The organism is Photobacterium lipolyticum (genome assembly GCF_003026475.1).
GTDB classification, from domain to species: Bacteria; Pseudomonadota; Gammaproteobacteria; order Enterobacterales; family Vibrionaceae; genus Photobacterium; species Photobacterium lipolyticum.
This window is the reverse complement of the sequence record NZ_PYMC01000008.1, coordinates 165,932-178,591: the sequence shown is the minus strand read 5'-3', so window position 1 is coordinate 178,591 and position 12,660 is coordinate 165,932. Positions and strand designations below refer to the sequence as shown.

Below are 12,660 nucleotides of genomic sequence, written 5' to 3'. Positions count from 1 at the left end.
ACTCGAATCTCGCAACTCAAAATATCTTCTATTCCTCAAGCTTAAACACCACTTCCACCCGATCCCGAATCGTAATTTGAGCATCTTGATAGGTTGCAGCCGTTTCTCCGCCGACGTCCATGGCCATTGCCCTCATCATTTCCGGGCGTGGGCTAGCGGCGTGATACGTGATCTTCCACACCCCTTCAATATTCTCACCAAACCCCTTCGCTAATGATTCCGCTTTTTCCTGGGCATCTTTAATCGCAGCCTGGCGCGCCTGCTCGATGAATTCCGCCTCATTGCTGACTTTCAGCTCGATGTGATTAATACGGTTGATACCATCACCCAAAGCGCCATCTAAATATTCGTTCAACTTCTCTAGTAGCTTAACGGTTACCGTTATATGACGACTGGCACGATAGCCCGTTAGCTCTGGCTGTTTATCTTTTGGATAATGGTATTGGGGATGTAACGTAATATTCGCGCTCATAATATCTGTGCGCTCCACACCTTGCCTCTTCAGGCGTTCGTTAAATGCGGTGACGGCTTTATCCACAGCAAGTTTGGCTTCTTTTGCCGTCTGACGGGTTTCGACGACTTCAACCGAGAACACTGCCATGTCAGGCTGGGCCATGACTTCCCCCATCCCTGTGGTTTCCAGATGCGGGAAAGCGACGTCCGCTGCCATTACTTCCGCAGAGATCAATGAACTGGCGCCTACTAATACCACCGCTAGTAAATGTTTCTTCATATGGCTTTCCTACTCTCTTATTATTGAAAATATTATTGATGGCGAATATTCGATAATGCGTAACGTGTATGGGTTCGACAACAGAATTCACAGAATTATCCCGTCCTTACTATTTTTTGAATACTGTTTTATTTATCAGTAATTATAGACTGCCGATGACACGCATTACTGTGGTAGCACCTTCCGTGCGTGGCTTACCAGCATCTCTGGCGTTCTGGGATCCATTGGCGGCCAGTTTGAAGCTAATGACCGGATCGCTTTTGTCATCGGTACCAATATGGCTTCCTTTGTCTATCGGAACAGCCCAATTAGGTCCAATCTTGTCAAAACCAAAGGTAAAGCGCAGTATTGATCTTCCCGTTGCCGCTATGATGTTCTTCATCGCCGCCCACTTAGCAAAAGGACTTGGACACAATATGTTGCCTGAACAATTAGAAGCTATTTATCTCAATAATCTTGCCCTGTTCAGCAAAGCCGGTGTCGGCTATCAACAGTGGCAGCATGAACCCATACTGGATTTCGAGACCGATCAACGCATCAGTGCCGAACTCGGTATAACTGCAGCACCAACCAAAAGTTTATTCATGAAACTCAAAGGCGGCGGTCATTGCTTGTTATTGACCCATCGCGACAGTCGACTCGACAGCAAGTTGGTGAAATCGTTGGTAGGTAAACGCGTATCGATTTGCAGCAATGATGAAATGGTAGCCGCCATCGGTTGTGAGCCAGGTGCGGTCTGTCCATTCGGTCTCCCAGAGCACATCACTTTACTGATTGACCCTGTGCTCTATTCGTTTGACGAATTAATGTACACCCCCGGCAAGCCAACCATGACATTCGCCTTTGCCAGCGACAAACTGGATGTGCTGTTGGCGTTACTGCCAAACCCGCAGATTCAGCTACCGTCAGCACCGGACCTGCAAGCGCACATTGCCTAATGTATCCATATAAAAATGGAGCCCAATGGGCTCCATTTTTATTGTCATCAAAGACGACTGACCGGCGGGAATTAGCCTTCCAGCTTATTCAAATGCACATCCATTTGAGGGTACGGAATTGTAATGTCTTCTTTATCAAGCTCTTCTTTAATCGCTTGTAGCAAATCGAAGTATACACGCCAGTAATCAGCGGTTTTAACCCATGGCCGAACCACTAAGTTAACAGAGGAATCCGCCAGAGCCACAACACCAATGGTTGGTGCGGGATCTTTTAATACCCGCGAATCAGCGGCAACAACACGTGCGAGTACTTCTTTGGTTTTCTTCAAATCAGCGTCATAAGAGACCCCGATAACAAAATCAATTCGGCGTGTTTCATGGCGTGAATAGTTCGTAATGGGGCTACTAATGACCGCACCATTTGGTACCACTACCATTTTGTTATCTGGCGTGCACAGTACCGTTGAGAAAATTTGAATCGACTCAACCGATCCCGCCACGCCACCAATTTCAACGTAATCACCGGATTTGAACGGACGGAACCCGACAATCAGTACACCCGCGGCAAAGTTAGATAGTGAGCCTTGCAGTGCTAATCCAATCGCCAAACCCGCGGCACCGATAACCGCAACGACAGATGCCGTCTGAACGCCTAACCGACCAAGCGCTGCAATTAAGACAATCACAAACAGCAGATAGCGCACGAGCGAATGCAGAAATTCAACAACCGCCTCGTCCATGCTCTTTTTGCGCAGCACTTTCGCCACGCCATTCGCAATTCCTTTAACAATAAGATTACCTACGAATAGGATCAGAATAGCCGAGATCAGGTTAACACCATACTGGATCAACAGATCCTGATTATCGGCCACCCAGGTACCGGCATTAAGTACGCCATTCGTTAGCTCATTATCGGCAAGGGTATCAACAACCTTGTCTGTAACACTCTCACTCATTATTACTCTCTCTTTATTTATCCCGAAAGAATTAGCACTCCCCCCCGACATCCTCGACATTCTTATTAAAGATTGAAAGGCTATTGATAGGAATGGTTTTTTTGTCTACCTGTTAATATATACCAATTTATATATCCGGATAATAAAAAAGCCCGCAATGCGGGCTTTTAAATAATCTCAATGTCCAACGCCTAAGCGTGGATTACATCGGTCCGTACTAAATTACAGTACGTCGATTGCGTTAAGGTCTGAGAATGCTTTCTCAAGACGAGCAACCATAGACTCTTGACCAGCACGTAACCATACGCGTGGATCGTAGTACTTCTTGTTTGGCGCAGCTTCGCCAGTTGGGTTACCAATTTGACCCTGTAGGTAATCATGGTTTGCAGCTTCGTACTGACGAATACCATCCCATGAAGCCCACTGAGTATCAGTATCGATGTTCATTTTGATAACACCGTAGCCGATTGACTCTTGGATTTCTGCTTCAGAAGAACCAGAACCACCGTGGAATACGAAGTTCAGAGCGTTAGGTGCGATACCGAACTTCTCTGCACAGTATGCTTGAGAGTCACGCAGGATAGTTGGAGTAAGAACAACGTTACCCGCCTGGTATACACCGTGTACGTTACCGAAAGATGCTGCGATAGTGAAACGTGGGCTGATCGCGCTTAGTTTCTCGTATGCGTAAGCTACATCTTCAGGAGAAGTGTAAAGCTCAGAAGCGTCCATATCAGAGTTATCAACGCCGTCTTCTTCACCACCAGTACAACCCAGTTCGATTTCTAGCGTCATACCCATCTTAGCCATACGCTCTAGGTATTTGCCTGAGATTTCGATGTTCTCTTCTAGAGACTCTTCAGAAAGGTCGATCATGTGAGAAGAGAATAGAGGCTTACCAGTTTCAGCGAAGAATGCTTCACCCGCGTCTAGTAGGCCGTCGATCCAAGGAAGAAGTTTCTTAGCAGCGTGGTCAGTGTGAAGAATCACTGGAACACCGTAAGATTCAGCAACGGCGTGAACGTACTTAGCACCCGCTACCGCACCAAGGATTTGTGTACCCTGACCTTCTAGTTTCAGACCTTTACCAGCGAAGAAACCAGCACCGCCGTTAGAGAACTGAACAACTACAGGCGCTTTAACTTTAGCTGCTGCTTCTAGAACACCGTTGATAGTGTCAGTGTTAACAACGTTAACTGCAGGAAGAGCAAATTTGTTTTCTTTTGCTACTTCAAAAACTTTCTGAACGTCGTCGCCAGAAATTACGCCAGGTTTTACAAAATCGAAGATCTTAGACATAACAATAGTCCTATTTACTTTCGTAGTCTGAGTTAAATATTTAACGAAACTTTGCAAACGTTTGCTTCCGGTCAAGCATTCTATAAAAACTTGATCCGATTCACAAACATTAAAAGGTGGGAGCACGCGCTCCCAGCTTATTTAATTATGCTTTTGCGCGCTCTTCTAGCATCGCAACGGCTGGTAATACTTTACCTTCAACGAACTCAAGGAACGCACCGCCACCAGTAGAAATGTAAGAAACATCAGCTTTGATGCCGAACTTGTCGATAGCAGCTAATGTGTCACCGCCACCAGCAACAGAGAAACCTTCGGATTCTGCGATTGCTTTAGAAATACCGGCAGTACCCGCTTCAAAGTTCTTGAATTCAAATACGCCAACAGGGCCATTCCAAAGAATTGTTTTTGCATTGCCGATGATTTCAGCAAGAGCAGCTGTTGAATCTGGGCCCAGGTCAAAAATCATGTCGTCGTCTTGAACTTCAGAAACGTGCTTAATTTCAGCTTCTGCGTTCTCATCGAATGCTTTTGCACATGCAACGTCAGTTGCAACAGGAATAGCACACTCTTTCATTAGTTTTTTAGCTGTTTCAACTAAATCTGCTTCGTATAGAGATTTACCAACATTGTGGCCTTCAGCGGCAATGAAAGTATTCGCGATACCACCACCAACAACCAGTTGGTCAGCGATTTTAGATAGCGACTCAAGAACAGTCAGTTTAGTAGAAACTTTAGAACCACCAACGATTGCAACCAGCGGACGAGCTGGATTGTCCATTGCTTTACCAAGCGCTTCGAGCTCAGCAGCTAGCAGAGGGCCCGCACATGCTACCGGTGCGTACATGCCAACACCGTGAGTCGATGCTTGTGCACGGTGAGCCGTACCGAATGCATCCATTACGAAGATGTCACAAAGTGCTGCATATTTCTTAGAAAGCTCTTCTTCGTTCTTCTTCTCGCCTTTGTTAAAGCGAACGTTTTCAAGAACAACTAGCTCACCAGCGTTTAGTTCAAGACCATCCAGGTAATCTTTCGCTAGTTTAACGTCACAATCTAATGCGTCATTTAAGTAGTTAACTACTGGAGCTAGAGAGAACTCTTCGTTGTACTCACCTTCAGTTGGACGACCAAGGTGTGAAGTAACCATTACTTTAGCGCCAGCTTCTAGGCAGAGCTTGATAGTTGGAAGAGACGCTAGAATACGCGCGTCAGATGTTACTTTACCGTCTTTAACTGGTACGTTTAGATCTGCACGAATAAATACGCGCTTACCAGCAAGTTCCAGATCAGTCATCTTGATTACAGACATGGTTTGTCCTCTCAACAGTGTTAAAAATAAAATTTAAAGTTCTTTACCAGCCCGGCGTCACTGCCAGACCCAAATAATTCTTTACTGCTGTTATGCTTCGCTATACTGCATCGCGGCAACACTATGTTGCACAGCATCAGTAGCATGCATAGCCAACGCGGTATCTAACATACGGTTGGCAAATCCCCATTCGTTATCACACCACACCAGCAACTTTATTAAGTGCTTATTGCTGACTCGCGTTTGCGTGCCGTCGACTATCGCGCTATGGGGATCGTGATTAAAATCGATGGAAACCAGCGGTGCTTCGGTGTAATCCACAATACCATCTAATGTACAACGAGATGCCTCAGACAGTGATTGATTTACGTCATTAACTTTCACATTTGTTTTAACTGTGACACTTAAATCCATTGCTGTGACGTTAATTGTAGGTACACGCACGGAAATTGCTTCAAATTTGTCAGAAAGTTTCGGGAATATACGACCAATCCCAAGATGCAGTTTAGTATCAACAGGAATAATTGACTGACTGGCAGCCCGGGTACGACGCAAATCAGAATGGTAAGCGTCGATAACCTGTTGGTCATTCATCGCAGAGTGGATGGTGGTGATTGTGCCGGATTCGATACCAAAGGTTTCATCAAGTACTTTGATCACCGGGACAATACAGTTGGTGGTACAGGAACCATTAGAAACAATGCGGTGCTCAGGCTTGAGCGTCTCATGGTTCACACCATAGATAATCGTATTGTCGATATCAGTGGCTGCGGGATGAGAAAATAACACTTTCTTCGCCCCCGCCTTAATGTGGGCAAGGCCATCATCGCGAGATCCATACACCCCGGTACAGTCGAGAACGATATCGACATCTAAATCATGCCAGGGCAAAAGGGTAATATCATTTTGGTGCAAAATGCGAACGCGGTCTTGCTCGCCATTATCATGAGCAATAAAGAGATGCTCCTGATCATGAGAGACGGTCTTAAAGAATCGGCCATGGCTGCTGTCATACTGCAACAAGTGAGCCATCGCTTCAGGCTCGGCCAGCTCGTTAACCGCCACGACTTTTATCTGAGTATGTTTATCGCTCTCGTACAGTGCGCGAAGCACACTGCGACCAATGCGACCGAATCCATTAATTGCGACTTTCAGTGTCATATCCATGCTACCAAAATACTAAGCGGCGATAGTGTATAACAAGCTCAGTCCAGAATCACCCTAATTGTGACAGCTATCACGGCTCGACATTTAAAACCAATAATCCCAAGCGATTAAAGATAAATAACCCCATAAAAAACGATAAAAAAAGACGGAACAATAATTCTTATCCGACTGGAAATAAAAAAGGCTTCCATAGGAAGCCTTTTTTCAATCATCAAAATAAATTGCTTACGCGAGCAACTCTTTCGCGGTGTCGATGACGTTTTCAACCGTGAAGCCAAACATCTTAAACAGCTCGCCAGCAGGCGCTGACTCACCGAATGTGGTCATCCCGATGATACGGCCGTCGAAACCAACGTACTTGTACCAGAAGTCGGCAATACCGGCTTCGACAGCAATACGTGCAGTCACATCAGAAGGCAGTACCGACTCACGGTAAGCTGCATCTTGCTTATCGAATGCATCTGTTGCCGGCATAGAAACAACGCGAACCTTACGGCCTTCTGCTGTTAGCTGTGCGTAAGCTTCAGTTACCAGCTCAACCTCAGAACCCGTAGCAATCAGAATAAGTTCTGGCTTGCCTTCGCAATCTTTCAGGATGTAACCACCCTTCGCGATGTCGGCAACCTGTGCTGCTGTACGCTCTTGCTGTGCCAGGTTCTGGCGCGAGAAGATCAGCGATGTCGGGCCGTCTTTACGCTCGATTGCCAGTTTCCAAGCAACTGCAGATTCAACCTGATCACATGGACGCCATGTGCTCATGTTTGGTGTCAGGCGCAGTGAAGCAATTTGCTCTACCGGCTGGTGGGTAGGACCATCTTCACCCAGACCGATTGAGTCATGGGTGTAAACCTGAATGTTCTGCACTTTCATCAAAGCAGCCATACGCATTGCGTTACGTGCGTATTCCATGAACATCAGGAATGTCGCGCCGTAAGGTACGAAACCGCCGTGTAGTGCGATACCGTTCATGATTGCCGTCATACCGAATTCACGGACACCGTAGTGAATATAGTTACCCGAAAAGTCTTCAGCCGTTAGTGACTTAGAACCAGACCACATGGTCAGGTTAGACGGAGCAAGGTCAGCAGAGCCGCCCATGAACTCAGGGAGCATTGCACCAAACGCTTCTAGCGCATTTTGCGATGCTTTACGTGATGCGATGTTTGCCGGATTAGCCTGAAGATCAGCAATGATTGCATTGGCTTTTTCTTCCCACTCTGCAGGCAGATCACCGTTTACGCGGCGCTTGTACTCAGCGGCAAGCTCAGGGTAAGCAGCGGCGTATGCGGCAAACTTCTCGTCCCATGCCGATTCCTTCGCGGCACCCGCTTCTTTCGCATCCCACTCAGCTGCGATATCTGCAGGGATTTCGAAAGGACCGTGGTTCCAGCCCAGGAATTCACGTGCTGCTGTGATTTCTTCGGCGCCTAGTGGCGCACCGTGGCAGTCGTGAGAACCCGCTTTGTTCGGTGAACCAAAACCGATGATAGTCTTAGTACAGATCAGCGTTGGCTTGCCGGTTTCTGCCTTCGCCGCTTCAATTGCAGCGTTGATTGCTTCAGCATCGTGACCATCAACAGCAGGAATAACATGCCAGCCGTAAGCTTCGAAACGCTTCGGCGTATCGTCAGAGAACCAGCCTGCAACTTCACCGTCGATAGAAATACCGTTGTCATCCCAGAAAGCAACTAGCTTGCCCAGACCTAAAGTACCCGCCAGTGAACAGGCTTCGTGAGAGATACCTTCCATCAGACAGCCGTCGCCCATGAACACGTAAGTGTTGTGGTCAACGATGTCATGACCGTCACGGTTGAACTGTGCAGCAAGGGCTTTTTCCGCCATCGCCATACCAACACCGTTGGTAATACCCTGGCCTAGTGGACCAGTTGTTGTTTCGATACCTGGCGCGTAACCGTATTCAGGGTGACCCGGTGTTTTCGAGTGCAGCTGACGGAAGTTCTTCAGATCATCGATAGACAGGTCATAACCGGTAAGGTGAAGCAGAGAATAAATAAGCATTGAACCGTGGCCGTTTGACAAAATAAAACGGTCGCGATCAGCCCACTGCGGATTTTGTGGGTTGTGGTTCATGTGGCTGCGCCACAGTACTTCAGCGATATCTGCCATACCCATAGGTGCACCAGGGTGGCCAGAGTTAGCTTGTTGAACACCGTCCATGCTTAGGGCACGGATTGCATTTGCCAGCTCTTTACGAGAATTAGCGTTACGTGAAGACATGTCTGCTCCAGAAATTCGTAGACTGTTATGGTGGCTATCTGTTCGCATCGACGTAACAAATTAACCATGATTCGGCGGGCGGGTATTGTCGCAAAGTCTGCCCCCCGACTGCAAACGATTTCCTTAAGAAAATAAGACCAATTTCAATAAGCTGGCAAAACAACAGGCTTAACTATCTGTAATCAAAGCAACCATAAGTAAACGTTTGCTATACAGTTCGGTCATTTCCCTACAATTCACAATGTTGATTTTATTCCCGTTGCGGGTATTATAGACGTCTAGACGGAGGTAGCTCCATACATTCAAACGTATATCCATATGCATCAAGGTTATGTATTCCCTTGATTCAGGGCTCCCCATTACCAAACCATAATCATATAAAAGCGAGAGTACGCATGTCGAAGCACCTGTTTACTTCTGAGTCAGTATCAGAAGGCCATCCAGATAAAATTGCCGATCAGATTTCTGATGCTGTCCTGGATGCGATTCTGGAACAGGATCCAAAAGCACGTGTTGCGTGTGAAACTTATGTAAAAACCGGTATGGTTATGGTCGGTGGTGAAATCACCACCTCTGCTTGGGTTGATATTGAAGAAATTACCCGTAAGACTGTACGTGAAATCGGTTATGTGCATTCCGATATGGGCTTTGACGCCAACTCTTGTGCCGTTCTAAGCGCAATTGGTAAGCAGTCTCCAGACATCAACCAGGGTGTTGACCGTGAAGACCCGCGCGAACTAGGTGCCGGTGATCAGGGCATCATGTTTGGTTATGCAACAAACGAAACCGAAATCCTAATGCCGGCACCGATCACTTATGCTCACCGCCTGGTTGAGCGTCAGGCAAAAATTCGTAAGAACGGCACCCTACCTTGGCTACGCCCTGATGCGAAAAGCCAGGTAACGTTCGCTTACGATCAAGGCAAAATCATCGGTATCGATGCCGTCGTTCTTTCGACTCAGCACTGTGACAGCATCGAGCTGCCGGTACTGCAGGAAGCGGTGATGGAAGAAATCATCAAGCCGGTACTGCCTGCAGAGTGGCTGAACAAAGACACCAAATACTTCATCAACCCGACCGGCCGTTTCGTAATCGGTGGCCCAATGGGTGACTGTGGCCTGACTGGCCGTAAAATCATTGTTGATACCTACGGCGGTGCGGCTCGTCACGGTGGCGGTGCCTTCTCAGGTAAAGATCCATCAAAAGTTGACCGTTCTGCTGCTTACGCTGCACGTTATGTTGCGAAAAACATCGTAGCCGCTGGTCTGGCTGGCCGTTGTGAAATCCAGCTTTCATACGCTATCGGCGTCGCAGATCCAACGTCTATCATGGTAGAAACGTTCGGTACCGAGAATGTACCTCATGACGTTATCGTTGAAGCAATTCGTCAAAATTTCGACCTGCGCCCATACGGCCTGATCGAAATGCTTGACCTACTGAAGCCTATGTACCAGAAAACAGCCGCTTACGGTCACTTCGGTCGTGAAGAATTCCCTTGGGAAGCGACTGACAAAGCAGAAATGCTACGCGACTTCGCTAACATCAAGTAAGCGACAACGCACTGATTATAAAAAAGGAAGCTTCGGCTTCCTTTTTTAATATCTAGGGTCCTGAGGTCAAGATTTCAGTTCACAATAAAAACGTCAAACTTTTCCGCTCTTCCCATAGAACCTAAGGGCCACAGAGCCATAATTACTCTTCTCCCCCTCTCCTCGTTCACGATATACTCCAAGCTCTCCTGCAATGAACTTTGGAAAACCATGCTACCTATTCACACCCAAGTCATTGAAAAAACGCAAAAATGCATCGCACTAGCCGAAGTGAAACTGGGAAAGAGCTTCCCGTTACCCACTATCAAATTCAACCAACGCGGTAAAATTGCCGGCAGTGCCCGGCTGCAGGGGTGGGAAGTCCGCTTCAATCCGGTACTGCTGGCAGAAAATCCAGAGGCCTTTCTCACCGAAGTGGTGCCCCATGAAGTCGCTCATCTGCTGGCTTTCAGGTTATTTGGCCGGGTCCGCCCTCATGGCGCTGAATGGCAGACCATGATGACGCAAGTTTTTGGTATTCCAGCCCGCACAACACATAGCTTCGATATTCAATCGGTCCGGGGGCAGACCTTCCCCTACTCCTGTGCCTGTTGTGAGCATCAGCTTACCATCCGGCGCCATAATAAAGTGCTTCGCCAGCAAGCCGTCTATCACTGCACAAAATGCCGCCAGCCGCTGACGCCTCAACAATAAAGACTGAATCTTTCTGCGTGAAATGTAACTGACAACAATATAAGTGTGAAGTGCTTCTAAATTAGAGAAATATTGATAAGCTTGCCAAACGGATCTTCAGCGCAGGATAATCAATGAAAACCTCGTTTAATAAGTGGCTGGCACTCATATTACTGCTTGCCGCTACTGCAATATCGACAAGTTCGATAGCAGCACCGCCAGCATCATTCAGTAAAGCAAAAAAAATCGCCGTTAAGATCTATCAGGATCATCCCACCAGCTTTTACTGTGGTTGCGATATACAATGGCAAGGGAAAAAAGGCGTACCGGATTTAGCGGGTTGCGGTTATCAGGTACGCAAACAGAAAAGACGTGCCAGCCGTATCGAGTGGGAACATGTCGTTCCGGCCTGGCAGTTTGGCCACCAGCTCCAGTGCTGGCAAGACGGGGGCCGTAAGAACTGTAAAAAAAACAAACAATTCAACAGAATGGAAGCAGATCTTCATAACCTGACCCCCGCGATTGGTGAGATCAACGGCGATCGGTCTAATTATCAGTTTCTGCCATGGAATGGTAATAACGGCGCTTTTTACGGCCAGTGCGAGATGAAGATTGATTTCAAAAATCGTCGTGCTGATCCACCGGAACACTCCCGTGGTGCGATAGCCCGAACCTATCTGTACATGAACCAGGAATACCAATTTTCCCTCTCCAGACAGCAACGCCAATTAATGGAAGCCTGGAACCGTCAGTATCCGGTAAGTGCCTGGGAATGCGAGCGGGATCGCCGTATTGCAAAAGTTCAGGACAGCCATAACCCGTTTGTTTTTGCCGCATGTGAGAAAACGGGATACTGATTTTAGAGGCGCAGGGCGAGTAACGAGATTGCTTGAAGGTATTCTCGCGACTCGCCACCTACGTTTCGCGACTTTTCATCAGCATTACTCCCTGTTCAGTCCTCTTTTATATTTTCCGCCACCTTGTAATTTGCCTCAACGGTATCCATGTTAAGATGCAACAAGCGAATAATTTAGACAGTAGACAGGTTATCGATCTCACCATGAGAATCCCACGTATTTACCACCCTGAGTCGCTACCGGATCAGGGCAAAGTTATGCTTAGTGATGATGCTGCCAACCATGTTGGCCGGGTCATGCGTATGCAAGCCGGCCAGGAAATAGAAATGTTCGACGGCAGTGATGCTGAGTTTCCGGCGGTTATCACCCATGCCAGCAAGAAAAGCGTTGAAGTTGAGATCCAGTGCCGACGCGAAAACAGTGTGGAATCACCACTCGATATTCACCTCGGACAGGTGATCTCTCGTGGTGAAAAAATGGAATTCACTATCCAGAAATCGGTTGAGCTGGGTGTAAACACCATTACACCGCTAATTTCTGAGCGCTGTGGCGTCAAACTGAATACTGAACGTTTCGAGAAAAAACTGGCGCAGTGGCAAAGAATTGCAATCAGTGCCTGTGAACAGTGCGGGCGTAATACCGTACCGGTGATCCGTCCGGTCATGAAGCTGGAAGAGTGGTGCGCGGAAGAATACGACGGTCTGAAACTGAACCTGCACCCTCGCGCCAACTACTCTATCAATACCTTACCCGCTCCGGTCACTAAGGTTCGCCTGCTGATTGGCCCTGAAGGCGGCCTGTCAGCCGAAGAAATCGGTATGACAGAGCAATATAAATTTGATGAAATCCTGCTTGGTCCACGCGTATTGCGTACCGAAACTACAGCGATGACCGCTATCACAGCCCTGCAAGTCCGTTTTGGCGATTTGGGTTAACGAGCA

The 12,660-nt window shown here is 47.5% G+C and carries 11 protein-coding genes and 1 pseudogene; 6 read left to right on the top strand and 6 right to left on the bottom strand.

The genetic code is table 11. The annotated features are described in order from the left end of the window. Window positions 1–28: 28 nt before the first annotated feature. The gene (locus C9I89_RS12965; protein ID WP_107283759.1) at window positions 29–733 is read right to left on the bottom strand and encodes an oxidative stress defense protein; all 705 of its coding nucleotides are present in this window, start codon (window positions 731–733) and stop codon (window positions 29–31) included. A gap of 211 nt (window positions 734–944) precedes the next feature. Here C9I89_RS12965 and C9I89_RS12960 point away from each other — a divergent pair. Together C9I89_RS12960 and C9I89_RS12955 are read left to right on the top strand one after the other, a co-directional pair. Further along, window positions 945–1,140 (top strand): annotated as a pseudogene (locus C9I89_RS12960) (amino acid transporter); the annotation flags it as partial. A 9-nt stretch (window positions 1,141–1,149) separates the two neighbouring features. Beyond that, the gene (locus C9I89_RS12955; RefSeq protein WP_107283816.1) at window positions 1,150–1,671 is read left to right on the top strand and encodes a YbaK/EbsC family protein; all 522 of its coding nucleotides are present in this window, start codon (window positions 1,150–1,152) and stop codon (window positions 1,669–1,671) included. 71 nt (window positions 1,672–1,742) lie between these two features. On the opposite strand, the gene mscS is transcribed toward C9I89_RS12955, so the two are convergent. The 5 genes from mscS to tkt all read right to left on the bottom strand — a co-directional run bounded on the left by mscS (window position 1,743) and on the right by tkt (window position 8,640). After that, on the bottom strand, window positions 1,743–2,627 hold the full coding sequence (gene mscS / locus C9I89_RS12950; protein ID WP_107283758.1) for a small-conductance mechanosensitive channel MscS: 885 nt from the start codon (window positions 2,625–2,627) through the stop codon (window positions 1,743–1,745). 222 nt (window positions 2,628–2,849) lie between these two features. After that, complete coding sequence (gene fbaA / locus C9I89_RS12945) at window positions 2,850–3,926, bottom strand: class II fructose-bisphosphate aldolase (protein ID WP_107283757.1); 1,077 nt, start codon at window positions 3,924–3,926, stop codon at window positions 2,850–2,852. Between the two features lie 145 nt (window positions 3,927–4,071). Then, window positions 4,072–5,235 carry a phosphoglycerate kinase gene (locus tag C9I89_RS12940; protein ID WP_107283756.1) on the bottom strand — a complete coding sequence of 388 codons (1,164 nt, stop codon included), beginning with the start codon at window positions 5,233–5,235 and terminating at the stop codon, window positions 4,072–4,074. A 90-nt stretch (window positions 5,236–5,325) separates the two neighbouring features. Then, on the bottom strand, window positions 5,326–6,396 hold the full coding sequence (gene epd, locus C9I89_RS12935) for an erythrose-4-phosphate dehydrogenase (protein ID WP_107283755.1): 1,071 nt from the start codon (window positions 6,394–6,396) through the stop codon (window positions 5,326–5,328). Window positions 6,397–6,627: 231 nt separating this feature from the next. Beyond that, complete coding sequence (gene tkt, locus C9I89_RS12930; RefSeq protein ID WP_107283754.1) at window positions 6,628–8,640, bottom strand: transketolase; 2,013 nt, start codon at window positions 8,638–8,640, stop codon at window positions 6,628–6,630. Window positions 8,641–9,035: 395 nt separating this feature from the next. Between tkt and metK the strand changes: the two genes are divergently transcribed. The 4 genes from metK to rsmE all read left to right on the top strand — a co-directional run bounded on the left by metK (window position 9,036) and on the right by rsmE (window position 12,654). Beyond that, complete coding sequence (gene metK / locus C9I89_RS12925) at window positions 9,036–10,190, top strand: methionine adenosyltransferase (protein WP_107283753.1); 1,155 nt, start codon at window positions 9,036–9,038, stop codon at window positions 10,188–10,190. Window positions 10,191–10,400: 210 nt separating this feature from the next. Then, window positions 10,401–10,883 (top strand): SprT family zinc-dependent metalloprotease, encoded by a 483-nt coding sequence (locus C9I89_RS12920; protein WP_170107693.1) that lies wholly within the window; start codon window positions 10,401–10,403, stop codon window positions 10,881–10,883. 113 nt (window positions 10,884–10,996) lie between these two features. After that, entirely contained in the window at window positions 10,997–11,719 is a 723-nt protein-coding gene (endA, locus tag C9I89_RS12915; protein WP_107283751.1) for a deoxyribonuclease I, read from the top strand. A 203-nt stretch (window positions 11,720–11,922) separates the two neighbouring features. After that, the gene (gene rsmE, locus C9I89_RS12910; RefSeq protein WP_107283815.1) at window positions 11,923–12,654 is read left to right on the top strand and encodes a 16S rRNA (uracil(1498)-N(3))-methyltransferase; all 732 of its coding nucleotides are present in this window, start codon (window positions 11,923–11,925) and stop codon (window positions 12,652–12,654) included. Window positions 12,655–12,660: the final 6 nt, after the last annotated feature.